The 24,602-nt window shown below is 71.6% G+C and carries 26 protein-coding genes and 1 tRNA gene; 15 read left to right on the top strand and 12 right to left on the bottom strand.

The features are described 5' to 3' along the window. On the bottom strand, positions 1-316 hold a 316-nt coding region (locus FK268_RS22825), incomplete at its 3' end, for a benzoate/H(+) symporter BenE family transporter (protein WP_193560317.1). A 22-nt stretch (positions 317-338) separates the two neighbouring features. Between FK268_RS22825 and FK268_RS22820 the strand changes: the two genes are divergently transcribed. Continuing rightward, the gene (locus FK268_RS22820; protein ID WP_146437743.1) at positions 339-851 is read left to right on the top strand and encodes a helix-turn-helix domain-containing protein; all 513 of its coding nucleotides are present in this window, start codon (positions 339-341) and stop codon (positions 849-851) included. On the opposite strand, the gene FK268_RS22815 is transcribed toward FK268_RS22820, so the two are convergent. The 5 genes from FK268_RS22815 to FK268_RS22795 form a co-directional block, all read right to left on the bottom strand. Further along, positions 848-1,408 (bottom strand): hypothetical protein, encoded by a 561-nt coding sequence (locus FK268_RS22815; protein ID WP_146437742.1) that lies wholly within the window; start codon positions 1,406-1,408, stop codon positions 848-850. The genes FK268_RS22820 and FK268_RS22815 overlap by 4 nt on opposite strands. 43 nt (positions 1,409-1,451) lie before the next feature. Further along, entirely contained in the window at positions 1,452-2,165 is a 714-nt protein-coding gene (locus tag FK268_RS22810; protein WP_146437741.1) for an adenosylcobinamide amidohydrolase, read from the bottom strand. Beyond that, positions 2,162-2,929 (bottom strand): ABC transporter ATP-binding protein, encoded by a 768-nt coding sequence (locus FK268_RS22805; protein ID WP_146437740.1) that lies wholly within the window; start codon positions 2,927-2,929, stop codon positions 2,162-2,164. Before FK268_RS22805 ends, FK268_RS22810 begins: the two co-directional genes overlap by 4 nt. Next, positions 2,926-3,891, bottom strand: a complete 966-nt coding sequence (locus FK268_RS22800; RefSeq protein WP_146437749.1) for a FecCD family ABC transporter permease — start codon at positions 3,889-3,891, stop codon at positions 2,926-2,928. The genes FK268_RS22805 and FK268_RS22800 overlap by 4 nt, the downstream gene beginning before the upstream one ends. A gap of 89 nt (positions 3,892-3,980) precedes the next feature. Continuing rightward, on the bottom strand, positions 3,981-4,916 hold the full coding sequence (locus tag FK268_RS22795; RefSeq protein WP_205124516.1) for an ABC transporter substrate-binding protein: 936 nt from the start codon (positions 4,914-4,916) through the stop codon (positions 3,981-3,983). 54 nt (positions 4,917-4,970) lie between these two features. Between FK268_RS22795 and FK268_RS22790 the strand changes: the two genes are divergently transcribed. The 3 genes from FK268_RS22790 to FK268_RS22780 all read left to right on the top strand — a co-directional run bounded on the left by FK268_RS22790 (position 4,971) and on the right by FK268_RS22780 (position 8,113). After that, the gene (locus FK268_RS22790) at positions 4,971-5,609 is read left to right on the top strand and encodes a Type 1 glutamine amidotransferase-like domain-containing protein (RefSeq protein WP_146437739.1); all 639 of its coding nucleotides are present in this window, start codon (positions 4,971-4,973) and stop codon (positions 5,607-5,609) included. 75 nt (positions 5,610-5,684) lie between these two features. Then, positions 5,685-6,818, top strand: a complete 1,134-nt coding sequence (locus FK268_RS22785; protein ID WP_146437738.1) for an alkaline phosphatase family protein — start codon at positions 5,685-5,687, stop codon at positions 6,816-6,818. A 119-nt stretch (positions 6,819-6,937) separates the two neighbouring features. Continuing rightward, complete coding sequence (locus FK268_RS22780) at positions 6,938-8,113, top strand: acyltransferase (protein WP_231707232.1); 1,176 nt, start codon at positions 6,938-6,940, stop codon at positions 8,111-8,113. Between the two features lie 6 nt (positions 8,114-8,119). Here FK268_RS22780 and FK268_RS22775 read toward each other — a convergent pair whose 3' ends face one another. Next, positions 8,120-9,352, bottom strand: coding sequence for a DUF7847 domain-containing protein (locus tag FK268_RS22775; RefSeq protein WP_146437736.1), 1,233 nt, complete (start codon positions 9,350-9,352; stop codon positions 8,120-8,122). A 115-nt stretch (positions 9,353-9,467) separates the two neighbouring features. Between FK268_RS22775 and FK268_RS22770 the strand changes: the two genes are divergently transcribed. After that, positions 9,468-10,295, top strand: a complete 828-nt coding sequence (locus tag FK268_RS22770; RefSeq protein WP_158636205.1) for an NAD(P)H-binding protein — start codon at positions 9,468-9,470, stop codon at positions 10,293-10,295. Between the two features lie 134 nt (positions 10,296-10,429). Here the strand turns inward: FK268_RS22770 and FK268_RS22765 are convergent. Then, a tRNA-Gly gene (locus tag FK268_RS22765) sits at positions 10,430-10,500 on the bottom strand. Positions 10,501-10,622: 122 nt separating this feature from the next. On the opposite strand from FK268_RS22765, the gene FK268_RS22760 reads away from it, so the two are divergent. After that, positions 10,623-11,981 (top strand): MFS transporter, encoded by a 1,359-nt coding sequence (locus tag FK268_RS22760; RefSeq protein ID WP_158636204.1) that lies wholly within the window; start codon positions 10,623-10,625, stop codon positions 11,979-11,981. Then, on the top strand, positions 11,971-12,708 hold the full coding sequence (locus tag FK268_RS22755; protein ID WP_146437733.1) for an ArsR/SmtB family transcription factor: 738 nt from the start codon (positions 11,971-11,973) through the stop codon (positions 12,706-12,708). The genes FK268_RS22760 and FK268_RS22755 overlap by 11 nt, the downstream gene beginning before the upstream one ends. Positions 12,709-12,711: 3 nt before the next feature. On the opposite strand, the gene FK268_RS22750 is transcribed toward FK268_RS22755, so the two are convergent. Then, complete coding sequence (locus tag FK268_RS22750; protein ID WP_146437732.1) at positions 12,712-13,491, bottom strand: sulfite exporter TauE/SafE family protein; 780 nt, start codon at positions 13,489-13,491, stop codon at positions 12,712-12,714. 90 nt (positions 13,492-13,581) lie between these two features. Between FK268_RS22750 and FK268_RS22745 the strand changes: the two genes are divergently transcribed. After that, positions 13,582-14,343: an AraC family ligand binding domain-containing protein gene (locus tag FK268_RS22745; protein ID WP_146437731.1), complete on the top strand. Its 762-nt coding sequence runs from the start codon at positions 13,582-13,584 to the stop codon at positions 14,341-14,343. Positions 14,344-14,353: 10 nt separating this feature from the next. After that, positions 14,354-15,154 (top strand): crotonase/enoyl-CoA hydratase family protein, encoded by an 801-nt coding sequence (locus FK268_RS22740; protein WP_146437730.1) that lies wholly within the window; start codon positions 14,354-14,356, stop codon positions 15,152-15,154. Here FK268_RS22740 and FK268_RS22735 read toward each other — a convergent pair. Then, positions 15,141-15,725 carry a helix-turn-helix domain-containing protein gene (locus tag FK268_RS22735; RefSeq protein ID WP_231707231.1) on the bottom strand — a complete coding sequence of 195 codons (585 nt, stop codon included), beginning with the start codon at positions 15,723-15,725 and terminating at the stop codon, positions 15,141-15,143. The two genes, FK268_RS22740 and FK268_RS22735, sit on opposite strands and share 14 nt — an antisense overlap. Before the next feature lie 138 nt (positions 15,726-15,863). On the opposite strand from FK268_RS22735, the gene speB reads away from it, so the two are divergent. From speB to FK268_RS22715, 4 genes are read left to right on the top strand one after another with little or no spacing between them, the layout of a single operon-like run. Further along, positions 15,864-16,844 (top strand): agmatinase, encoded by a 981-nt coding sequence (gene speB / locus FK268_RS22730; protein WP_146437729.1) that lies wholly within the window; start codon positions 15,864-15,866, stop codon positions 16,842-16,844. Continuing rightward, positions 16,841-18,274: an amino acid permease gene (locus FK268_RS22725; protein ID WP_146437728.1), complete on the top strand. Its 1,434-nt coding sequence runs from the start codon at positions 16,841-16,843 to the stop codon at positions 18,272-18,274. Before speB ends, FK268_RS22725 begins: the two co-directional genes overlap by 4 nt. Beyond that, positions 18,271-19,062: a carbon-nitrogen hydrolase family protein gene (locus FK268_RS22720; protein ID WP_146437727.1), complete on the top strand. Its 792-nt coding sequence runs from the start codon at positions 18,271-18,273 to the stop codon at positions 19,060-19,062. The genes FK268_RS22725 and FK268_RS22720 overlap by 4 nt, the downstream gene beginning before the upstream one ends. A gap of 23 nt (positions 19,063-19,085) precedes the next feature. Continuing rightward, the gene (locus tag FK268_RS22715) at positions 19,086-20,786 is read left to right on the top strand and encodes a flavin monoamine oxidase family protein (protein WP_146437726.1); all 1,701 of its coding nucleotides are present in this window, start codon (positions 19,086-19,088) and stop codon (positions 20,784-20,786) included. 31 nt (positions 20,787-20,817) lie between these two features. Here the strand turns inward: FK268_RS22715 and FK268_RS22710 are convergent, their stop codons facing one another. Both FK268_RS22710 and FK268_RS24375 read right to left on the bottom strand, forming a co-directional pair. Further along, positions 20,818-22,314 carry a cytochrome P450 gene (locus FK268_RS22710; protein ID WP_146437725.1) on the bottom strand — a complete coding sequence of 499 codons (1,497 nt, stop codon included), beginning with the start codon at positions 22,312-22,314 and terminating at the stop codon, positions 20,818-20,820. Between the two features lie 61 nt (positions 22,315-22,375). Then, complete coding sequence (locus FK268_RS24375; RefSeq protein ID WP_158636203.1) at positions 22,376-22,528, bottom strand: hypothetical protein; 153 nt, start codon at positions 22,526-22,528, stop codon at positions 22,376-22,378. A 175-nt stretch (positions 22,529-22,703) separates the two neighbouring features. On the opposite strand from FK268_RS24375, the gene FK268_RS22705 reads away from it, so the two are divergent. Both FK268_RS22705 and FK268_RS22700 read left to right on the top strand, forming a co-directional pair. Next, on the top strand, positions 22,704-23,891 hold the full coding sequence (locus tag FK268_RS22705) for a sensor histidine kinase (protein WP_146437724.1): 1,188 nt from the start codon (positions 22,704-22,706) through the stop codon (positions 23,889-23,891). Then, positions 23,888-24,550, top strand: coding sequence for a response regulator (locus tag FK268_RS22700; protein WP_146437723.1), 663 nt, complete (start codon positions 23,888-23,890; stop codon positions 24,548-24,550). Before FK268_RS22705 ends, FK268_RS22700 begins: the two co-directional genes overlap by 4 nt. Positions 24,551-24,602 lie beyond the last annotated feature (52 nt).

The following is a 24,602-nucleotide window of genomic DNA, read 5'->3' as shown; positions in this document are numbered from 1 at the left end:
GGCGCAACCACACTGCGCACCCGCGGCCGCCCATCCACACCCCGGACTCTAGCGGCTCAGGGCCCCACTCAGGTGGGGCCGAATGAAACCGCCCTACCGGGGCCAGATCAACTTGACATAGCCACCACGACAGGAGCGCGGACGCCGCGCCCATGGTCACGGTGACCGCCAACAGACCCGATGCCGCCTGGCCCGGCGTGGCCCCCATCGCGCGCAGGCCCGCCAGCACCACGGCGAACGCCGACGTGTAGCCGACCAGAGCGGTCACGACGCCCGCACCCACCGGCACCATCGTTCCGTTCTCAGAACGTTCCATGAACAGAACGTAGCATGGTGCCATGCCCTCCCCCGACGTCGGCGGCCGACTCCGCGAGCTGCGCACCGAGCGCGGCCTCAGCCTGTCCGAACTCGCCCGGCGGGCGGGCGTCGGCAAGGGCTCACTGTCGGAGATCGAGGCGGGCGGCCGCAACCCGACGGTCGAGACGCTCTACGCCCTGTGCCAGCCGCTCGACGTACCGCTCACAGCCCTCGTCGGCGAGACCCCCGGCGTGCACAGCGTCGCGGACGGCGGCATGCGCACCGCGCTCCTATCCGTGCGTCACCTGCCGAGCGTCACCGTCGAGGTCTTCCGCCTGGAGTTCCCGCCGGGATCCGACCACGTCTCCCCCGGGCACGGTCCGGCGGTGCGCGAGCACCTCACAGTGGTCGACGGTGCACTCACCGTCGGTCCGGTGGGCGGCGAGACGACCGTGCAGCAGGGGGATTCGCGCAGCTGGACCAGCGATTGCCCGCACCGCTTCGCCACCGTCGACGGCGCGGAGGCCGTCGTGGTGATCACCACGCCGCGCTAGAAGGCCTTCGCGCCCGAGGCGCTCACGACCATGCCGTGCCCGGTGGTGCGGTGCGTGAAGGCGGTGCCGTACTCGTTCGCGACGATGAACCAGCCACGGGCGGTGTAGGTCTTGTAGTCCAGGGTGACCGGATCGATCGCGCCGAGATTGCCCAGCACGTAGGAGAGGCCGCCGTCACTGGTGACGTTGACGCCGTTCGCCTCCTCGCCCGCATCGGTGCGCGGACGAGGCTGATCGAAGACCAGCTGGCAGCCGGCACTCGTCTCGCTGACCTGGCACCGCGTCCGTCCGCTGCGGGTCTGGATGAAGGTGAAGCCGTTCCCGTTGTCGGGGAGCACGATGGCCGTCGCCGCGGCACTCGACGGCCGCGCACTCGTCGTGCCGGCCGGGGCGGCGGTCGTGGTGCCGGGCGCAGCGGGGGCGGGCGTCGCGATCCCCGGTCCCACGCCACCCTTGATCACGGTCACGCCGGCGCCGTTGCCGGACACCGTCGCGGAGCACCCGACGAGAAGCATCGAGCAGCCGGCTACCACCGCCAGTACGGCCCGTGCGCGCATCCGGAACCTCCACTCGTCGCCACTTCTGCAACAAGAGTAGACTTCAATCCCTTCTGACGCACGAGCTACCTCCACGAGCTCTCGCTGCGAGCCCGACCGTGTAGTCCCGGGCGCCGGCGGCCACCGCGGCGTGGACCGCCCGCGCGATCCGCGCGCCCCACTCCGAGCGCGGTCCTCCGAAGAGTTCCTCCCCCGCGCCGGGCACCGCTACCGGCGCAACGACGCACACCGCGTCCGATGCCGTCCCCGTCCCCGGATAGCCCTCTTCCAGGAGCGCCTGCGTCTTCGCTTCGGTCACCGTCATCACGGCGTTGACCAGCGCACCGTCGGACATCGGGACCGGCACCGCCACCTGGATGTTGATCGTCCCCGGTCGCGGAAGCCGCGCAGGGGCGAGCTCGGGATCCGCGACGCCCGGCGGCGCCGCAGCCCACGTCGGCACGCGCAGCCCGACGGTGGCGGCGACCTCGACGCCGTTCTCCGCCCGCAGTACCGTCCGGTCCACCGCGGCGGCCGTGAGCATGCCGACCCCACGGCCGGCCAGGTCCTGGGCGGCGGCGAGCTCACCGAGGTGCGCCACCGGGTCCATCCGCGAGTACCCGCCCGGCACCTGCGCGTTGATCACCCAGGCGACGGGGCCGATCCCGCCGCCGACCATCGCGGAGGAGATCCCCCGCACGCCCGCCCCGAGCCGCCACACGGTGGTCGCCAGCGCGTGCGCCCCGTCCTCGTCGCGGTGCACCATCTCGAGATTCATCGCAGCAGTCCCAGCATCGGCCGTCCGTCGGGGCCGACCTGGACGTGCACCCGCGCACCGAAGTGCTCGCCGATCAGATCCGCCGTGAGGACATCCCGCGGTGTGCCGGCCGCGACGACCCGGCCGGCGGACAGCAGCGCCAGGCCGTCCGCGTACTGCCCGGCCAGAGTGAGGTCGTGGATGGTGGTGACGACCGTCAGGCCGTCGTCGCGCCGCAGCTCGTCGATCAGATCCAGCACCTGTTGCTGGTGGCCGATGTCGAGAGCCGTCGTCGGCTCGTCGAGCAGGAGGAGCCTCGCCTGCTGCGCCAGCGCCCGTGCCAGCACCACCCGCTGTCGCTCACCGCCGGAGAGGTGGGCGATGTCGCGGTCGGCGAACGCCTCCAGCCCGAGCCGCCCGAGCACGTCGCGCACGACGCGCCGGTCCGTCGCGCTCTCGCGACCGAGGTACGGGATGTACGGCGACCTGCCGAGAAGCGCGTAGTCGAAGACCGTCATCCCCTCGGGCAGTTGCGGCGACTGCGGCGCGTAGGCCATCGTCCGGGCGCGCTCGCGGGGTGCTCGGCGGCGCGGGTCGGCACCGTCGACCGTGATCGTGCCCCCGCTCCGCACCAGGCCCAGGACGGCCCGCAGGAGCGTCGACTTCCCCGCGCCGTTCGGCCCGACGACCGCCGTCCACGTGCCCGACGGTGCGGTCATCGTGACGTCGTGCAGCACGGGGCGGCCGTCGAGCGCCACGTCCACGCCGGAGATCTCCACAGTCATACGCCGCCCCGCCCGCGCATCGATCGCAGCACGACGACGAAGAAGGGTCCGCCGACGAACGCGGTGACCACGCCGAGCGGAAGCTCGCCCGGCGCGACCGCGGTCCGGGCGAGCACGTCGGCGAGCACGAGGAAGGCGGCACCCCCCAGTAACGACAGCGGCAGCACCGCGCGGTACGACGCTCCGGCGAGCCTCCGCACCACGTGCGGCACCACGATGCCCACGAACCCGATGAGCCCTCCGACCGCGACGGCGGCGGCGGTCGCCAAAGACGCCGCGGCCAGCACCAGGATCCGGACCCGGCGGGCCGACAGGCCGAGCGCCGTGGCCTCCTCATCGCCCACGCCGAGCACGTCGAGCAGCCGGCCGTGCAGCAGGAGCACCACCACCGAGACCGCGGCGTAGGGCAGCACCGCCCACAGCCGCGGGCCGTCTGCGGACGCGACGCCGCCCAGCACCCACGAGTAGATCTGCCGCAACTCCTGCGCGTCGCGCTGCATGAGGAAGGTCTGCACCGCGCTGAGGAAGGCCGAGACCGCCACACCCGCGAGGAGCAGGGTTGCCGTCCCGTGCCCACCGGCGACGCTGCCGAGCGCGTACGCGAGGGCGACGCCCGCGAGGGCGCCGACGAACGCGGCGATGGGCACCGTCGTCGTGGGATCCCCGGGGAGCAGCACGATGGTCGCGGTCGCGCCGACCCCGGCGCCGGCGGCCGCGCCGAGAAGGTACGGGTCGGCCAGTGGATTGCGGAACACCCCCTGGTACCCCGCGCCCGCGATCGCGAGCAGGCCGCCGACCAGTGCAGCGGCGAGCACGCGGGGCAGCCGGATCTCGAGCAACAGATTCGCCTGCAGGCGGGTGAGCCCCGAGTCGACGTGCACGCCCGGCAGCCGATCGAGCAGTCCCACCAGGACTGCGCGCACGGGCAGCTCGACCGCTCCCACGAGCAGCCCGACGGTCATCGCCCCGAGGAGAAGGACCACCGCGACGACCAGCGGCACCGGCCGTAGCCCCGTCGCACGCGGCAGAGCGCGCTCTCGCACCGGCGAGTTCACCTGCCCGCCGGGACCTTCTGCGCCGCCGCGGCGACGGCCGCTCCGACCGCGCGGTAGAAGTCGGGGAGTCGCGGGCCCCAGCGCGAGGGCACATCGGCGGGCAGCGCCACGACGGTGCCGTCCCGGACCGCCCGGAGGTCGCGCCACCCGGGGCGGCCCGCGACCACGTCCGCATTCTGGCCGCAGCACTGAGCGTCCGCGAGGAAGACGAGGGCGGGATCCGACTGCAGCAGCGTCTCCCTGGAGAGCTGCGGGTACCCCGAGCCGGTCCTGTCCGCGGCATCCGCGACGTTCTGCAGCCCGAAGGCGGCGTAGACCTTGCCGATGAAGGTCGACGACGTCACGGTGTACAGCTGCGGGTCGAGTTCGTGGAAATAGGTCAGCGGAGCGGCGGGCCGCGGGGCGTTGCGCACGGTCTCGTCGATCGCGGCCCGCATCGCCGCGACGACCGACTTCGCCTGCTCCACCCGGCCCGTCGCAGCGCCGAGGTCGGCGATCTGGTCGTAGGCGTCGTCGAGGTCCTTGGCGGCGGGCTCGACGAGCACCGGGATCCGCACCTTCTGCAACGCCGCGACGATGCCGTCCTGATCGTCGGAGACGATCACCAGGTCCGGGGAGTATCCGATGACTGCTTCGGCGTTCGGCTTGAATCCCGACAACGCGGTCCGCGGCGCGTCGGCCGGATAGGTCGACTGGTCGTCCACGGCCACGACCTGCTTCCCCGCACCGATCGCGAACAGCGTTTCCGTGTGCGTGGGCGCCAGCGAGACGATCCGCTGCGGCGTCGCGGGGATCGCGACCCGGCCGTTCGCAGCCTCGACGGTGACCGTTCGTTCCTGCGGATTCCCGTCACCCTGGCCGCCGCAGCCCGCGACGAGCAGCGTCAGAGTCGCCAGCATCGCGATGAGCGGTCCCGCGCCGTGCACGCGCATCGATCCTCCTCCGGTTCGTCGGCCCAGTCTCGCAGAGTCGGTATCGTCGCGATCGTGAACCTGTTGCTGCTGTCGCTCAACGCGGGCGCCCTCCCCGACTTCCTCCGCCGCCACACCGGCCGGGAGCCGCATGCCCTCCGCATCGGATTCATCGACGACGCGGGCGCTCCCTACGCGGATCAGCCGTTCGGTTCCTTCGAGTGGACCCAGCTGACGGACCTCGGCTTCCGCCTCACGCGGATGACCGCCGGGAAGTACCGGAACGCGGCCGATTTCGAGTCGGATCTCGGGACGGTGGATGCGGTGTACCTCTCGGGCGGTCACACCTTCGTCCTCCTCGGCGCCCTGCAGAGCAACGGCACCGGTGAGGTGCTCACGGCCCGCGTCCGGGCGGGGCTCCCGTACATCGGACTCAGCGCCGGGTCCGTCGTGGCGGGGCCGAACATCGAGCCGGTCGCGCCGCTCGACGACCCCGCCGACGCGCCGGGCGTCACGGACTACACGGGGTTGGGCCTGGTCGACACCGTCGTCATCCCGCACGCCGACGGTGCCCTCCCGCCGTACCCCCCGTCGCTCATCGACGAGGTGGTGCGGACCTACGGCGAGCGCTTCCCGCTGACCCGCGTCAACGACGATCAGGCCCTGCTCGTCGAGGACGGCGTCGCCACCCTCATCCCCTCCGCGATCACGTAGGGCGTCGCGCCGGTGGGCGCATCACAGCACTGCGTTCCCGCCTCGACCCGGCTTTGCAGACGCTACGATCGACGCATGACCGGCATGCTCTCCGACGTAATGCCCTCGGTCTGTTCCGCTTTCGGCCTCACCGCGGAGAATCCGCTCGGTCTGACGGTCGAACGCGATGTCGTCCTGCTGCTCATCGACGGACTCGGCGCCGAGCTGCTGCGCCAGCACGCCGACGAGGCGCCCACGCTCGCCGCGCACGTGCGCACCACCCTCGACGCGGGCTTCCCCGCCACCACTGCGACGAGCCTGTCGAGCCTGGCCCTGGGCGCGCCGTGCGCCGCGCACGGCATCGTCGGGTACAGCTTCGGCGTACCCGACGAGCACGGCCGGCGCCTGTTCAACTCCCTGCGCTGGACGATCGACGGAGCGAGCGGGCCCGACGCGCGGGCGTCGCACCCGCCGCGCGAGCTGCAGCGCCGCCGCAGTCGCCTGGAGGACCTGGCCGATGCGGGGGTCGAGATCCACTACGTGGTGCCCGCCTATCAGGAGACCTCCGGTCTGACCCGGGCATCGTTCCGCGCCGCCGGCGTCCTGCATGCCGCCGCGAACCTCGACGAGGTCCGCGAGGGCGTCCTCGCCGTGGCGCGGCACGGCACCGCAGCGCGGCGGTTCGCCTACGCCTACACGGGGCTCCTCGACGCGGCGGGGCACGTCCACGGCCCCGGCTCCCCGGAATGGCTCGGGGTACTGCGCGCCGTGGACGCTATGTTCGCCGAGATCCTCTCCGACCTTCCGCCGACCTGCACCGTGGTGGCCACGGGTGACCACGGGATGATCGAGGCCGAGTCGCTGGTGAACCTCGACGCACTGCCCGAACTCCACCGGGGCGTGCGGATCATCGCCGGGGAGGCTCGGGTACGGCACGTGTACCTGGCGCGGGGGCATCACGTGGACGACGTGCTGGCCCGCTGGTCCGAGGCACTGGGACAGCACGCGCGGGTGGCGAGCCGGGAACAGGCGCTCGACGAGCGGTGGTTCGGAGCGCCCCCGCCCAACCCGGTGATCGCGCATCGGATCGGCCACGTGCTCGCAGTCGCGCAGGACCGTTCGGTGCTCGTCACTCCGAGCCAGGAGCCGATGGAGTCGAAGATGCTCGGTCATCACGGGGCGTGGACCGTCGACGAGCAGGCCGTCCCGCTCATCTCCACCGCCGGGTGACCGGACGCGGAGCGCCGCGCCCCTGTCCGATTCTCCCGGCTCGGTCCCGTAGGATACCGAACCAAGTCGACGACAGCTCGGGGTGAAGACGCTCAGCCCTGCAACAACACACCAGGGTGGTGCCCACCATCGAAACGAAGAAGCCGCCGCAGGTCGCCGCGCCCGAGTCGGCACCGGCGAAACCGAAGCGCGAACAGACCGCCGACCTCACCCGAGTCCTGCTGTTCCTCGGCGTCGTGGTCGCGCACTGCGTCACCACCATCAACTACACCCCGGACGTGATCCGCCAGACCGGCGCGGTCTCCGCCGCGCTGCACCTGACCCGGTACGGCTTCGTCGCGGTGACACTCTTCGTGCTGGTACTCAGCATGCGCGGCCGGACGATGACCGCCCGCGAGTTCTGGCGCAAGCGATTCGGGTTGATCGTGGTGCCCTACCTGGTGTGGACGCTCGTCTACTCGGTGACCGATCACCTGCTCACGGACGGCGATCCCTTCCCCTCCGTCGGGCGGTGGCTCGGCGACCTCGCGCGGACGACGCTGACCGGCGATGCGAAGTACCAGTTGTACTTCCTCCTGATCTCGATGCAGATCTACCTGTTCTTCCCCGCGCTGCAGGCCCTCTCCCGCACGGTGGCGGGACATCCGTGGGCTGTCCTGCTGACGGCGGGCGCCATCCAGCTGGGCTTCTTCGCCTTCTACCAGTACTTCCCGCAGCCTCCGGGCCAGCCGTGGGAGACGATCTTCAACCACATGTGGAAGCTGCTCCCCATGTACGTGCTGTTCGTGGCGATGGGGATGCTCGCCGCGCAGCACCACACCGCGGTCAGCGCGTGGCTGCGCTCCCACGCCTTGCGTCTGGTCGCGGTGTGCCTCGCCGCCGGCGCGTTCAGCCTCGTGATGTATCTGCGGGCGACGGAGCCCGGCGTCGTGCCCGACGCCGCAACCGCTGCCTGGAATCCGCTCTACCTGCCCTGGTACGTCGCGGCCACGATCCTGCTGTGGCTCGCCGCGATGATGTGGGACGACCTGCGCGCCTCGGGCCGGCCGGTGGGCGAGCGCGCCGTCTCCTACGCGACGGTGCGCGCCTTCGGCGTCTTCGCAGTCCATCCGCTCATGCTCGACATCCTCGGCAAGCTCGGCTTCTTCGACCTGCTCGGCACCTGGTTCCCCGCCTCGGCCGTCCTGCGCACCGCCACGCTCGCGGTGGTCGTGCTGGCGATGTCGCTGCTGTTCGTCGACCTGATCCTGCGCACGCCCATCAGCCGGTGGGTCGTGGCGCGTGATCGGATCTGACCCGGCTCAGTACCAGGAGGTCGGCGCGGGCTGCGGCTGGTGCTGCCAGAGGGCGTCCGTCGGGACGGCGACCGCTCCGGTCTGCCAACGTCGGAGAGCCTCGTCGCGGAGCACCTGGTCGAAGTGCTCATTCCGCATCCGCTGATCGACGTAGAGCAGCGTCTGGACCCCCGCCAGGAAGGGCACAGTCAGGAACTGGCCGATCGCCGCACCGACGCTCGCCAGGGCGAGGCCCGCCACCGTCGAACCGGCGATGTTCTCGACCCCGCCACTGCCGCTGAGAATGGTGCCGGTGGCGGTGAACGGAATCGTCACGACGGTGGTCACGACGCCGCTGATGACGTAGGTGAGAACCAGTACGCCGAGGACGCGCCAGAAGCCGGGCCGTTGCAGTGCGTATCCGCGCTGCAACGCGGTGATCGGCCCGACGCGCTCGAGGACCACCGCCGGGAATGCGAGCGAGATCGTCGGCAGGACTGCGAGGTAGCCGACGAGCAGCACGCCGAACAGCAGCAGCGCGACGAGGATCGCCACCACCGGCCCCGCGTCGGTCGTCACCGCGATGAGGACGATGAGTGCCATCACCAGCAGGATGGGCACCAGGAAGATCACGAACTGCAGCAGGCTCAGTCCGATGAGCGGGAGGATCCGCGGGCCGATCGCGCGCATGGCACCCGCCGGGCCCGTCCGCTCCCCCATCACCGACCGCGCGACGGCGATCGTCAGGACACCGGAGAGGAAGAGGGACGCGACGGCGGCGATGAGCCCGACGCCGACACTCACGCCCATCGCCCCGAGCATCCCGCTCAGGAACTCGTCCGAATCGGAATCGGAGTTCACCTCGACACGGGTCAGCGGGATCTGCGCCAGGAAGGTGATCAGCTGCGCGATCACCACGAATGCAGCCGTGAGGCCCACCATGACGCCGGGATTGGCGCGGATCGCCGCGAACGCCCCGTTGTACAGCCCGCCCAGGTCGAGCGGCCGCAGGGGCACGGTCCCTACCTTGACATCCGGCGCGCCCCATCCGGGCCCGGGCTGCGGGTATCCCTGCGGGACCTGGCCGTAGGGCTGACCCCACTGGCCGCCTGCCGGATACGGCGGCGGTCCGAGCTGCTGGTAGCCGTACTGCGGGTAACCCGATTCCGGGTAGCCGGGCTGCGGAGCGCCGTAGTAGGGCGTTCCCCCTTGCCCGTTCTGACCGTAGCTGGGCTGATTGCCGCTTCCGTCGGGGTTCACACCCCACATCCTGCATTGCCGATGCACTCAGTACAACTTCGCCCGGCACGTTTCCGTACGATGTGACACGACTCGGATCTCCTCCCGACTGCGGACGGCGGCGCGCATGATTATCGTGACCGGAGCGACGGGCGTCATCGGGCGCCGTGTCACCGAGCATCTCGTCGCCCACGAGGTGGCCGTCCGTGCGACGAGTCGCACCCCTGCCACCGTCGGCCTCCCCGTCGGCGTCGACGTGGTCTCCTCAGCGACTCCGGCAGACGAGGTGCTGGACGGATGCTCGGCGCTGATGATCATCGCGCCCGCACTGGGTGAGCGCGCGGAGGAACGGCTCGCCGCGATCGTCGCGGCGGCGAACGCCGCGGGCGCCCACCGACTGGTGCACCTGTCGACCGCGTCGGTGACGGATCCCCGGAGCGCGACGGGAGCGCATCATCGCTGCCTCGAGGCGGTCGTGGAAGGGTTTTCGGGAGTCGGGCACGTGCTGCGGCCTGTTCCGTTCGCGATGAACACCGCGCACTGGTGGGGTCCGACGGTGCGAGCCGCACGGTTCGCGGAGGCCCCGTACCTCGACGTGCCGATGGTCCCCGTCGACGAGCGGGACGTCGCTGACATGGCCGCCGCACTGCTGCTGGGTACGCGCGAGCCCGGCGGCCCGCTGCATGTGACCGGCCCCGAGGTGCTCAGTTCGCGACAGCAACTCGCCGTCATCGCCGGCGAGCTCGGCACGCCGATCGACGTCCGTCCGATCGAGCCCGACGAAGTCCGGCGACGCCTCACGGCGGCTGGTGTCCCTCTTCCGGCCGTCGACTCGCTCCTGCGATCGTTCGAGGTCGCGGCCGAGCACCCTGCCCGGCCGACCGGTACAGCGCAGCGGGTCCTGGGGCGACCTGCGCGCGACTACGCGAGCTGGGTCCGCGATCACCGCAGCGCTTTCACCTGAGGCTCACCGCCACTCAGCGCTGCCAGCGCTCGCACCGCACGAAACCCCGGCGGCTGCCCTCGCGGGCGCCTCGCCCCCTGAGATGACGACAGGCCCTGGCCGGAATCCCATTCCGGCCAGGGCCTGTCCAACTGAGCGGGCGACGGGAATCGAACCCGCGTAGCTAGTTTGGAAGACTAGGGCTCTACCATTGAGCTACGCCCGCGTACGTCTGTCGACGCTCGCAACATGCTACGGCATGGGTTCGCACGGGCGGAAATCACCCACCCGGGAACTGTGCCGAACAGTTCGGCGGGCACCGAACCTTTCCAGCTCCAGGCTGGAGACATGCCTTCCGCACGACGGCGCACCGTCGCCCTCCTCGCCCTGTCCGTGGCGTTCGGACTGATCCAGTTCGACGCCACCGTCGTCAACGTCGTCCTGGGGTCGATGACCCGCGACCTGGGCGGCGGCCTCGGACTCGCGCAGTGGGCGGTCGACGGATACGCGATCCCGTTCGCGGCGCTGATGCTGCTCGCGGGCCCTGCGGCGGACCGTTTCGGGCGAAGGAAGGTCTGCGTCCTCGGCTTCTCGCTGTTCGCACTGGCCACCGCGGCGTGCGCGCTCGCTCCCGGCTGGTCAGCGCTGATCGCCGCACGTGTGCTGCAGGGCGTGGCGGCGGCGATGATCCTGCCCAGTTCGCTGGCGATGATCGGAGAGTTGTATCCCGGCGCCGCGGAGCGCGCCCGCGCGCTCGGAGTGTGGGGCGGAATCGCCAGTGCGGGCTTCGCCGCCGGACCGCCGATCGGCGGACTGCTGGGCGCGAGCACCGGCTGGCGCGCCGTGTTCTGGGTGGGCACGCCGATCGCGATCCTGGCCGGCGTCGCCGTGCTCGTCACGGTGCCGAACTCACTCCGACACTCCCGTCCGCTCGATGTGGGTGGCGCGGCAGTGGGCGCCGTCGCCCTCGGCCTCGGTACCGCCGCGCTGATCGAACTCGGCCAGGGGCGCGCCGGGCTCGCGCTGGCGCTCCTCGTCGCGACGGCCGCCGCGACCTGGGGCTTCCTCGCGGCACAGCGCACCGCGGCCGCACCGATGATCCCGCGCGGCATGCTGGCGCCGGGGCCGTTCCGCGGCGCGGTGGTGACCGGGCTGGTCTTCAACTTCGCGCTCTACGGCGCGCTGCTCGTCGTCGGCCTGGCGCTCCAGGACGTCCACGGCTTCTCCGTCCTGCGGACCGGCACGGCGATCCTGCCGATGACCGTCGTGGTCGCGGTCGGCTCCATCGCCAGCGGCTTCGTCACCGCGCGGACCGGGCCCCGGGCGCCGATGGTCGCAGGCTTCACGAGCGCGGCCTTCGGGGCCGCTGTCGTCGCCGTTGGGGCGGCGCACCCCACCGCCGTCGTCATCGGGATGGGACTGGTCGGCCTCGCCTCCCTCGCGATGCCCGCCATGACCGCGGTCGCACTCAGCGCGGCCCCCACCGAACACGCGGGCCTGGCGGGAGCGGTACTCAACTGCGCCCGCCAGGCGGGTGGTGCGCTCGGCGTCGCCGGATTCGGGGCGGTCTACAACGCCATCGGGCGGACGTCGACGGCGCTCGCGCTGACCTTCGCCGCGGTCGCGGCCATACTCGTGGTCGGGGTGGTCACCAGCGTCGGCGCCACCGCCTCGGACCGGAAGGAGGCGCGCTGCGATGTCGGGTGATGCGGATCTGGCCGGGATCGGGGAACTCTTCGCCGATCGCACCCGCAGCCGAATCCTGTTGTCGCTGCTGGGCGGGCGCGAACTCGCGGCCGGGGTCCTCGCCGACGAGGCGGGGGTCTCCCGGCCGACCGCGAGCGGCCACCTCCGCAGACTGGTCGACGGTGGGCTGCTCGCCGTCCGCTCCGAGGGCCGCCACCGCTGGTACCGGATCGCCGGACCCGAGGTCGCCGACCTCGTCGAGCGGCTCGCCGCCTTCGCCCCGCCCCAGCCCGTCAGCTCGCTGAAAGCCACCACGCGCGCGCAGCGGCTGCGCACCGCCCGCACCTGTTACGACCACTTCGCCGGCCGGCTCGGAGTCGCGATCATGGGCTCACTCCTCGACCACGGCCGGATCACGGGCGGCGACGGTCTCTTCCACGACGACGGTGAGGACCGTCCCGCGTCCGCCGGGCGGGAACTGGACTACCGCCTCACCGATGACGGGCGCGCGTTCCTCACGGACCTCGGGGTCGCGCTTCCCGACGGTGCCGGCCGCCCTCTCGTCCGGTACTGCATCGACTGGACGGAGACGCGCCACCACCTCGCGGGCGGTGCCGGACGGGCGCTGTGCGATCGCTTCTTCGCCGTGGGCTGGGCGGAGCGCCTCCCCACCTACCGCGCCGTCCGGGTGACACCGGCGGGCGAGCGGGTGCTGGTGCGCCGCTTCGCGATCGACTGGCCCGCCTGACCGCTATCGGAACAGCGTCGCCGCCATCGCGACGGTGACCGCCACGAGCAGACCGACGTACCAGCGCGCGTGCGCGCGATCGGACAGGCGCGGGCCACGGCGGCGCAGCACCACGATCACGGGCAGGGATCCGACCAGGAGGGCGAGGGCGGCGCGCACGTCCACGGCGCCCACGAATCCCGGCCCCGCACCGGCGGGCCGCCCCCCGGACAAGAGCAGGAAGACGGCCGTGGCCGGCAGCGCCACGGCGAGGGTCAGCGGGTTCGCCAGCGCCGTCGCCACCGCCATGGGATGGCCCGCGCGGCGCATCATGGGCACCGTCACCACGCTGCCGCCCACGCCGAGGAACGCCGCGACCGCCCCGATCGGAAGCCCCGCCACCGCGGGTATGGGCCGCGCCCCGTCGACGACGGGCTCCAGGAAGCCGGGCCGGACGGTGACCGAGGCGATGGTCAGCAGCAGGTACACGACGAATCCCACCGCGATGACGTCGCCGGGCACGTGACGGGCGGCCACGGCCCCGACGACGCCGCCCGCGGCGAGGAGCAGTGGCAGGCGGCTGCCGCGCATTTCCGCGAGCAGATCGCGCCGCGTCGATGCCGTCGCCGTCGCGGCGCCGACCACCATGAGAACCGACGAGGTCGCGACCGCGACCCGGGCGGCGTCGCCGCCGAGGTGGGCGTCTGCCCAGATCAGCACCGGCACGGCGACGAAGCCGCCGCCGAACCCGAACATCGCCGTCGTGACGCCCGAGGCGACTCCGACCAGTATCAGGATGACCATTGCACTCACTCCTCCGATTCCACCGGAGCGCTCGGGCTACCGGCAATCGATAGTGAGTCGATCTCCTTCGATTCTCGGTAGCCTCGAACCGTGCGGAACATCCCTGTCGACGATCTCGACGACCTCCCCCGTGACGTCCTCCCGATCGGCACCGACTACCCCGACGGGCATCGCCAGGAGCCGCACACCCACCGCCGGGCGCAGTTCCTCTACGCCGCCACGGGCGTGATGGAGGTCGACACCACGGACGGCGCGTGGACGGTGCCGACCGATCGCGCCGTTCTCGTCCCGCCCGGGGTGCAGCACGGCGTCCGCTACGCCGGCGTCAGCACGCGCAGTCTCTACATCGAGCCGACAGCGGTGCCCTGGTGGCCCGCGCGTTGCACCGTCGTCGAGGTCACGCCCCTGCTCCGTGAACTCCTCCTCGCGGCCGTCGACATCGAGGCCGACCGCGACGAGAGCGGTCGCGACGCCGCGATCACCGCATTGCTCCTGCACGAGATCACGGCACTGACACCGCTACCCCTGCACGTTCCGCTGCCGACCGATCCGGAGCTGCGCGAGCTCTGCCGTGCGTACCTCGCCGCGCCGGACGTCGCCGTGGACAACGCGGCGTGGGCGGCCCGCTGCGGCCGCAGCGAACGCGCCTTCACCAGTCGCTTCCGCGCCGCGACGGGCTCCAGTCCCGCCGTCTGGCGGCGCCGGGCCCGACTCCTCGCGGCTCTCCCCCTGCTCCGCACCGCAACGGTGACGGAGACCGCGGGCCGCCTCGGCTACTCGACCCCGGCGGCCTTCACCGCCGCATTCACGGCCGAGTTCGGCACGCCCCCGTCGCGGATCCCGAAGGCATAGGGTCTCCCCCATGACCGAACCACTCCTGATCGAGCGCGACGGCTCCGTCGTCACCTGGACGCTGAACGACCCCGCCGCACGCAACCCCGTCTCGGACGAGGCGATGATCGCGGCGATCGAGCGCGCCGTCGACGAGGTGAACCGCGACGACGGGGTGCGCGTGGCGATCCTGACGGGAGCCGGTTCGGCGTTCAGCTCCGGCGGCAACGTCAAGCACATGCGCGACAAGGAGGGCATGTTCGGCGGCACTGCGGCGCAGCAGCGCCAGGGCTATCGGCAGGGGATCCAGCGCATCCCGCGGGCGCTGTACCACTGCGAGGTCCCGACGGTGGCCGCGGTCAACGGCCCCGCGATCGGCGCGGGCTGCGACCTCGCGATGATGTGCGACCTGCGGGTGGCGTCCACGAAGGCCGTCTTCGCGGAGAGCTTCGTCAAGGTGGGACTCATCCCGGGCGACGGCGGCGCATGGCTGCTCCCGCGCATCGTCGGGATGGCGCGGGCCACCGAGATGGCCTTCACCGGCGACGCGGTGGACGCGCGGACCGCGCTCGACTGGGGCATGGTCTCCAGCGTCGTCGAGCCCGACGAGCTGCTCGCCGCGGCCCGTGCGCTCGCGGACCGCGTCGCGGCCAACCCGCCGCAGGCGCTGCGCATGACCAAACGCCTGCTGCGCGAGGGGCAGCACCAGAGCCTGGACGCGCTGCTCGAGCTCTCCGCGGCCATGCAGACGATCGCCCACTCCACGGCCGACCATCACGAGGCCGTCGCCGCCATGCTGGACAAGCGCCCGCCGCGATTCACCGGGGCGTGACGGGGGAGCCCTCCCGCTTCGACCGAGCCGGCAGCGCCGGCGCCATCACCCACAGCACGCGGGCGCCGTCGACACCGGCGGCGAAGGTGTGCGGCCGGCCGGGATCGAAGGTCATCGCGTCGCCGACGGCCAGCTCGACCTCCGGCTCCGGCGGGAAGGCCAGGCGCAGGAGGCCGCGCTGCACGAGCACGAAGGAGACCTCGGCGGGCAGAGCATATGCCTCGTCGCCGCTGCCGCCGCCCGGCTCGATCTCGCTGAGCAGCACCTGGACCCGCTGCTCCCCCGACGGGGTGAGCAGGAACTCCGCGAGACCATCGCCGCCGAACCGCACCGGCGGATACGCGTCGGCGCGCACCACCGAGCCGGCCGCGCCACCGTCGAACAGCGAGCCGACGGGGACGTCGAGCACCTCGCACGTCCGGACGAGGACCGCCATCGACGGCGCCGCGAGGCCGCGCTCCACTTTCGACAGGTACCCCTTGGTGACCCCGACGTGCTCTGCGACGTCCGCGAGCGTCAGGCGTCGGGCGCGACGGGCGGCCTTGAGCGCGGCGCCCACCTGATCCGGCACGGGGAGAACGGCATCCGCACCCGGGACAATCACATCCAACAGATGTTTCCTTTCAGGAAACTCGAGTTGACAAGTCGGTCGATGTCCCACACTATGTGATCCTGCCCACAAAAGCAGCCCCTGCGAGAGGATCCATTCGTGCCTGAAGACGAACAGCCCCAGTCCTGCCCCCGGGGACCGGTCGATGCGAGCCTCATCCCGCGCTACTGCGGCCCCGCCACCTTCGCCCGCCTCCCCCGCCTCGACGAGGTCGACTCCGCCGCCGTCGCGGTGCTCGGCATCCCCTTCGACTCCGGCGTGAGCTACCGCCCCGGCGCACGGTTCGGCCCCGGGCACATCCGGGCCTCGTCGAAGCTGCTGCGGCCCTACAACCCCGCGCTCGACGTCTCCCCGTTCGCCGTGCACCAGGTCGCCGACGCCGGCGACCTGGCGGTGAACCCGTTCGACATCGTCGAAGCACTCGGTACCGTGCAGACGGAGATCACGCGCCTGCGCGGCGCGGGCTCCAAGGTGCTCACGCTCGGCGGCGATCACACGCTCGCCCTGCCGATCCTGCGCGCCGTCGCCGCCGACAGCGGGCCGGTCGCGGTCCTGCACTTCGACGCCCACCTCGACACCTGGGACACCTACTTCGGAGCGCCGTACACGCACGGCACCCCGTTCCGCCGGGCCAGCGAGGAGGGCCTGATCGACCTGGAGCGGTCCATGCACATCGGCATCCGCGGCCCGCTGTACGGCGAGCAGGATCTCACCGCCGACGGCGTGCTGGGGTTCCAGGTGATCCGGTCGGACGACTACGAGAACGACGGACTCGACAGCGTCATCGAGCGCATGCGCCGGCGCCTCGCCGGGCCCGACGGTGCCGGCGGCCCCGTCTACGTCTCCGTCGACATCGACGTCCTGGACCCGGCGCACGCGCCCGGCACCGGCACGCCCGAGGCCGGCGGCATGACGAGCCGGGAGCTGCTGAACACGATCCGCGCGCTGGTGGGCACCGACGTGGTGGGCGCAGACGTCGTGGAAGTCGCGCCGCCCTACGACCACGCGGAACTCACCGGCATCGCGGCCGCCCACGTGGCCTACGAGCTGCTGTCCGTGCTCGCGGTGAACGCCCGGTGAACCCCTTCGCCGCGGGTCTGATCGCCCGCAAGCCCGTCGACCGCATCCTGGCCGACAGCGCCGCTGAACACGAGGGACCCCAACTCAAGCGATCGATGGGGCTGGGTCACCTGACCGCGCTCTCCATCGGCGCCTCCCTCGGCACAGGCATCTTCGTGATCCTCGGGGAGGCCACCCCCAAGGCCGGACCCGCTGTGATCGTCGCGTTCATCCTCGCCGCGGTCACCGCGCTCTTCTCCGCGCTCTCGTACGCCGAGATGGCGGGCACCATTCCCGTCTCGGGCAGCTCGTACTCCTACGCCTACGCGACCATCGGCGAGTTCTTCGCGTGGGTCTGCGGCTGGTGTCTGCTCCTCGAGTACGGCGTCTCCGTGGCCGCCGTCGCCGTCGGGTGGGGCCAGTACATCAACGAGCTCCTCCGCACCCTGTTCAACGTCGAACTGCCGACAGCCCTCGCCGCGCCGCCGGGCGACGGCGGCATCGTGAACATCCCGAGCATGGTGATCGTGGCGCTCGCGTGCCTCGTGCTCATCGGCGGTGCCACGGAGAGCGCGCGACTGAACACCGCGATGGTCATCCTGAAGGTCTGCGTCCTGGTGTTCTTCTGCGCCATCGCCTTCACCGCGTTCAAGTCGGGCAACCTGAGCCCGTTCATGCCCTTCGGCGTCGACGGGATGACGGCGGCCGCCGCGATGGTCTTCTTCTCCTACATCGGTTTCGACGCCGCGTCCACCGCCGGCAACGAGGCGAAGAACCCCACGCGGGACCTCCCGCGCGCGATCATCCTCTCCCTCGCCATCATCACTGTGCTGTACTGCCTGGTCGCCCTCGCCGCAGTCGGTGCGATGCCCTGGCAGGAGTTCGGTGGCACCGAGGCTTCGCTCGCGAAGATCCTGACCGACGTCACGGGAAGCACCTGGCCCGCCGTGATCCTCTCGGTCGGCGCGGTCATCGCGATCGCGAGCGTGGTGCTCGCGGTCATGTACGGCCAGACTCGCATCCTCTACACGATGGGCAGCGACGGACTGGTGCCGCGCGTCTTCGCCAAGGTCAACCCGCGCACCTTCGTACCGGTCCGGAACATCGTGATCGTCAGCGTGATCATCGCCGTGCTCGCGGGCTTCGTTCCCCTCGGCGAACTCGCGAACGCCACGTCGATCGGTTCGCTGTTCGCTTTCGCCCTGGTCAACGTGGGTGTGATCGTGTTGCGGTTCAACCGGCCGGACCTGCCCCGGAGTTTCAAGACGCCGCTCTTCCCGCTCATCCCGGTGCTGGGGATCGGCTTCTGCGTGTACCTCATGCTGCAGCTCGAACCCGCAACCTGGGCGGCGTTCGGCATCTGGTCCGCGGTCGGGCTGGTGGTCTACTTCGCCTACGGCTACAGCCACTCGCGGCTGCGGGGCACCGACCTCTCGAAGGCACCGCGATGACGGTCACCGTCGGGATGTACCAGGGTCCGGAGGGACTCGGTCCGGAGCCGGACGTCGCGCGGAACCTGACGGCGATCGACGACGCCGCGGCCCGCGCCGCGGCCGCCGGCGCGCAGCTCCTCGTGACGCCCGAGCTGTCGGTGACGGGCTACGACATCGGTGCGGCAACGACGGAACTCGCGCGCCCCCGCGGCGGCGAGTACCACGACGCGATCGCCGCCATCGCCCGCCGCCACCGCGTCACCGTCGTCGCCGGGTACCCGGAGCGGGACGGGGATCGGGTCTTCAACGCCGCCACCGTCATCGGTCCCGACGGTGCCGAGCTCGCGCACTACCGCAAGTCCCACCTGTTCGGCGACCTCGACCGCGCCGTCTTCGCGCCGGGCGGCGAGCTGCCCGTGACCTTCGCCCTCGGCGGCCTGACCTGCGGGCTGCTCATCTGCTACGACGTGGAGTTCCCCGAGGCGGTGCGCGCCCACGCGGACGCCGGCACCGATCTGCTCCTGATCCCGACCGGTCTCATGGAACCCTTCGGCAGGATCGCCGAGCAGGTGGTGCCGGTGCGCGCCTTCGAGAGCCAGCTCTACATCGCCTACACCAACCATTGTGGCCGCGAGACCTCGCTCGAGTACTGCGGTCTGAGCACCGCGGCCGGACCCGACGGTGAGGTCCTGGCCCGCGCCGGCCGCGCCGAGGAACTCCTGACCTTCACCGCCGATGTCGAGGCCCTGCGCGAGGCCCGCATCGCCAACACCTACCTGCGCGACCGGCGCAGCGACCTGTACTGAGCACCACCACCCGAGGAGCCCGCATGACTCAACCCGCCATGCCCGCCCACGGCCCGTCCGGATCGGACGCGCCCCTGACCATGTTCGGCCCGGACTTCCCGTTCGCCTACGACGACTGGGTCACCCACCCCGACGGCCTCGGCTCCGTCCCCGAGGCCGCGCGCGGCACCGAGGTCGCCGTGATCGGCGCGGGCCTCGCCGGCCTCACGGCGGCCTACGAGCTGGCCAGGATCGGCCTCAAACCCGTGGTCTACGAGGCCGACCGGATCGGCGGGCGGATGCGCAGCGAGCGCTTCGAGGGCTACGACGACGACCTCGTCGCGGAGATGGGCGCCATGCGCTTCCCGCCCTCATCGACCACCCTGCAGCACTATCTGGACCTCGCCGGACTGCGGACGGAGGCCTTCCCCAACCCGCTGGCGGAGGCGACGCCCAGCACCGTCATCGACCTCAAGGGCCGCAGTCACTACGCGCGCACGGCCGCCGACCTGCCGCCGGAGTTCGCGGAGGTGGCCCGTGCCTGGGACGCCACGCTGGCCGACTACGCCGACGCCGCCGAGTTGCAGGACGCGATCCGCGCGCGCGACGCGGGCCGCATCCGGGCCGTGTGGTCGAGGCTCGTGGAGGAACTGGACGATCAGACCTTCTACGGCTTCCTCACCGCGTCGAAGCACTTCCGATCCTTCGCGCACCGGGAGCTGTTCGGACAGGTCGGCTTCGGCACCGGCGGCTGGGACACCGACTACCCCAATTCGATGCTGGAGATCCTCCGCGTCACCTGCACCGCCGCGGACGATCACCACCGCGGCATCGTCGGGGGCTCGGACCGGCTGCCCAGGCATCTCTGGGAGGGCCCGTTCGACGGTGTCCGGTCCGTGCGAGACCTCAACGGCGGCACTCATCGTCCTGCGGTGACGGCGATCCGCCGGACGGCCGGCCCCGGTGGCGCGCCCCGGTACACGCTGGTCGACGCCGGCGGCGAGACCCGCACGTACCCCGCCGCGATCTTCACCGGCCAGGCGTGGATGCTGCTCAACACCATCGACTGCGACGACGACCTGCTCCCCATCGACCACTGGACCGCGGTCGAGCGCACGCACTACATGGGCAGCTCCAAGGTCTTCGCGCTCGTCGACCGCCCGTTCTGGCGCGATGTGGACCCCGCGACGGGCCGCGACACGATGTCGATGACCCTCACCGACCGGATGAGCCGCGGCACCTACCTGCTCGACCACGGCCCCGACCGGCCGGGCGTGATCTGCCTGTCCTACACCTGGTCCGACGACTCGCTCAAGGTCCTGCCGCTGGACGTGAACGCGCGACTGGACCTGATGCTCAAGTCGCTCGGCGAGATCTACCCGGGCGTGGACATCCGCAGTCACATCATCGCCACGCCGAAGACCGTCTCCTGGGAGACGGAGCGGTACTTCATGGGCGCCTTCAAAGCGAACCTGCCCGGGCACTACCGGTATCAGGAGCGGCTCTACACCCACTTCATGCAGGAACGGCTCGACCCTCGGCACCGCGGTTTCTTCCTCGCCGGCGACGACATCTCGTGGACCGCGGGGTGGGCCGAGGGCGCGCTGCAGACAGCGCTGAACGCGGTGTGGGGGGTGGTGCACCACCTGGGCGGGAGCGCACCGTCGACCAACCCCGGGCCGGGTGACGTCTTCACCGACATCGCCCCGATCCGGCTCGGCGACGAGCGCGGTACGCGAGCCTAGGCGCCCCGACGCGGCGGCCGGGTCTGGGCGCTCAGTTCCGGGCGAGCGCGGTCACCAGGCCGCCGGCTCCCGGAATCATGGTGACGTTGCGGTGCTTCGGCTGTTCCGCGGGCGCGTCGGTCATCGCCAGGTCGACCCGCTTGAGGATCTGGGTGACCACCACGCGCAACTCCGCCATCGCCAGCCCGGATCCGAGGCACCGCCGGTTGCCCCCGCCGAAGGGCATCAGCTTCTGCGGCGAGGGCTTGACGCCGAGGAACCGCTCGGGGTCGAAGGCGTACGGACGCGGGTAGAGGTCCTCGCGGTGGTGCAGAAGGAGGATCGAGATCAGCGCGATCACTCCGCGGTCCACGATGTAGGGACCGAACCGCCAGTCCGACAGCAGCTCCCGCGCGACCACCGGCACCACCGGGCGGCTGCGCATCGACTCGTTGATCAGCGCCTCGAGGTAGGCCTCGTCATCCTCGCGGGCGGCGAGCACGGCGCGACGGTAGACCTCGGGATTGCGGGTGAGACGCTCGAAGGTCCACGCCACCGAGTTCGACGTGGTCTCGTGCCCCGCGAGCACCAGGGTGAGCAGCTCGTCCCGGATCTCGCTGTCGCCCAGGGGCGCACCGTCGTCGCCGCGCGCCGCCATGAGCACCGTCAGGATGTCGGAGCGGCCCCCGCCGTCCGGCCCGTCGGCGCCCTCGCGACGCCGCTCGGCGATCACGGCGTAGATCGCCGCGTCGAGGGGACGGAGCACCATCTTCAGCACGCCGCGCGGTTCCCGGCTGCGTGCGTTCACGAGTTGGACCGCGGTCGCGAGTGGGTGCGTGGACAGGTGCAGCAGCCGGATCATCGACGACCGCACCGCGCGCTCGGCTCTGGTGGCGCCGGACTCGTCGTCGATGCCGAAGACCGCCGACATGATCACGTCCAGCGTGATCTGCTGGCCGATGTCCGCCAGCGCCACCGGCTCCCCCGGCTGCCACTCGTCGATCCGGCGCTCGGTGGCCGCGTCGATGCGCTGTTGATATTCCGCCACGGCGCGGCCGTGGAACTGCGGCAGCAGCAGGCCGCGCTGCTGCTTGTGCCGCGGGCCGACGGCCGTGAGCACCGAGTCCGGCCCCACGATGGGCCGCAGCGGCGAGAACCGGGTAGCCGACGGCGCACCCTCGGGCCGCGACATCAGCGAGGCGATGTGCGCGGGATTGGAGACCATGACGATCCGGCCCGGACCGCCCATGAACTCGGACCGGAAGACGTCGCCGTAGCGGTCGACCGCACGGAAGATCACGTCGCCCTCGCGCAACGTGTAGGTCAGCGATGCGCGCAGCGGCCCCATCGGCAGCGCGGGTGCGGAGCACAGGTCGGCGGCGCCCTCCTCGTCGACGGGGCCGGCATCGTCGGAGGTCCCGCCGCTGATGCCGGCCCGACCGGGCTCGCGGAGGTGCCAGGCCGCTTCCGGAATCGAGAGGGTACGCGCGACGGTGCCGCCCAGCCCACTGCCGATGCCGGATCGGACGGCGCGTGTGATCGTGGTCATATCGTCCTCCTACGTCGATTGTGCACGTCGCGCACGACGCGCGGGCGGTCGAACCGGATCGTCAGGGAACGACGGTGCCGAACGGCCCGGTCCGGTGGTCGCGTTCGGCCATCGCACGGTGGATGTCGCGCGCGGCGTAGTCGAGGCCGTCACGGTCGTGGGTGAGCCACGCGAGGGCGACGACGAACGCTGCGATGACGAGAACGGTGATCATGGCCTTCTCCTTCTCCCGGCGCTCGGTGTGTGTTCCGAGTCGGTTCCCACGCTACGAAGCAGGACCGCGCAGGTCAGCGTGCCCAGGACGGGAATCGGCGTCCGCCCGGGGTCGGGTGTCCGCCTCCGCCCCAGGGTGGACGACCGGAGCCGTGGGCGGGACTACCATCGGGCTCATGCGCTGGCTGCGGTGGTTGGAGGCGCGCTACGCGCGCGCATTCACCGCGATCGGCTACGAATACCCGCCGTACTACATGGTGATCACCGAGGCGGCGATGCTGGCGCTCGTGGTCGAGGCGATCGTGCCGCGCATCCTGGCGCGTCCGGACGGCCTCCAGTGGGTCTTCCTCGCGGTGGCGGCCGTCCTGTCGCTGGTCCACTCCTTCGCCACGCTCGTCCGCACCGATCACCTCTCGCTCACCGCGCACTCCGTCACGGTCCTCATCGCCGCCGGGCTGTTCTGGACGGTGCCCACGTCGCTCGACGTGGTTCCCCTGATCCTGGTACTCGCCATCACGCAGGTCGCCGCCGTGACGCCGATCAAGGTCACGGCCGTGCACCTCGTGGTGTACGAAGCCGTGGTGGTCAGCGCGGGTGTGCTCGGCGCCGTCCACCAGGCGTGGATGATCGCCCTCACCGTCGCCTTCGGCGCCGCCGTCGGCCGGCTGATGCAGAACCAGCTCCTGCTGCTGCGCGCCGAACGGCGGGCGCAGGCCAGCAGAGCCGCGCTCGAGCGGGCGGCCATCGCCGGCGATGTGCACGACGTCGTGGCGCACTCGCTCGCCGTCGTGCTGCTGAACGTGACGGCGGCCCGCCGGGCACTCGAGTCGGACGACGACCGGCAGGAGGCCGTGGACGCCCTGCGCGACGCGGAGACCCAGGGGCGCACCGCCATGAAGGACATCCGCTCGACCATCGAGTTGCTGCGCTCCGACGTCGCCGGGTCGGCCCAACCCGGTCTCTCCGACATCCCCGAACTGGTCGCGTCGTTCGAGCGGGCAGGGCTCGCAGTGACCCTGGACCAGCGCGCGACGGCGGCCGGCATGAGCGATTCCGCGGGGCTCGCAGCCTACCGAGTGGTGCAGGAATCACTCGCGAACGCGGTCAAACACGCTCCAGGCGCACAGGTCTGCGTGAGCATCACGTCGGCGCCGGGCCGCGTGCTGGGCGTCCGGGTCTCCTGCCCCGTGCCCGACGGTGCGCGGCGCGCCCCCGGCGGGACGGGACTGGACGGGATGCGCGCGCGGGTCGAGAGCGTGGGCGGCCGCCTGACGACCGGCCCCATCGACGGGATCTGGCTGGTGGAAGCGGAATTCCCCGTCTCCACCCCCACCGAGGCGATCACCGAGGGAGAGCCGTCGTGACCGAACCGCCCATCCGCCTGCTGCTCGTGGACGACCAGGACCTGGTCCGCCTGGGCCTGCGCCGGATCCTGCGCCGCCGCGACGGATTCGACGTGGTGAGCGAGTGCGCCGACGGCGACGAGGTGGCCGCCGCCGTCGCCGAGACCTCCCCCGACGTGGTGCTCATGGACCTGCGGATGAAGCGGATGAGCGGGATGGAGGCCACGCGGGCACTCACGGCGTCCGCCTCGGCCCCGCCCGTCCTGGTGCTCACCACCTTCCGCGACGACGATCTCCTGTCGGAGGCGCTGCGGGCCGGCGCCTCGGGATTCGTCCTCAAGGACTCGCCCGCGGAGGAGCTGATCCGCGCCGTCCGCCTCGTGGCGGCCGGCGAGGCCGTACTCGATCCGGCGGTCACCGGTCGGGTACTCGAGACCTACCGCGCCGCAGCACCGCCGGCACCGTCGGGCGATTCGGCGCGACTCACCTCCCGGGAGGTGGACGTGCTCGCCCTCGTCGGCCGCGGGCTCTCCAACGACGACATCGCCGCGGAACTGGTGATCTCGATCGTCACGGTGAAGAGCCACATCGGCTCGATCTTCACCAAGCTGGGCGTGCGCAACCGTGCGGAGGCGATCGTCTTCGCGTTCGATCACGGCATCGTCCGGCCGGGCGGCTGACGGACCGGAGGGGCGGGGCCAGGTCTTCGCCCCCGATCACGGCATCGTCCGG

It is taken from the genome of Tsukamurella sputi (assembly GCF_007858445.1).
GTDB classification, from domain to species: Bacteria; Actinomycetota; Actinomycetes; order Mycobacteriales; family Mycobacteriaceae; genus Tsukamurella; species Tsukamurella sputi.
Note: the sequence above shows the minus strand (reverse complement) of the source record. Positions and strands in the feature narration are given on the sequence as shown.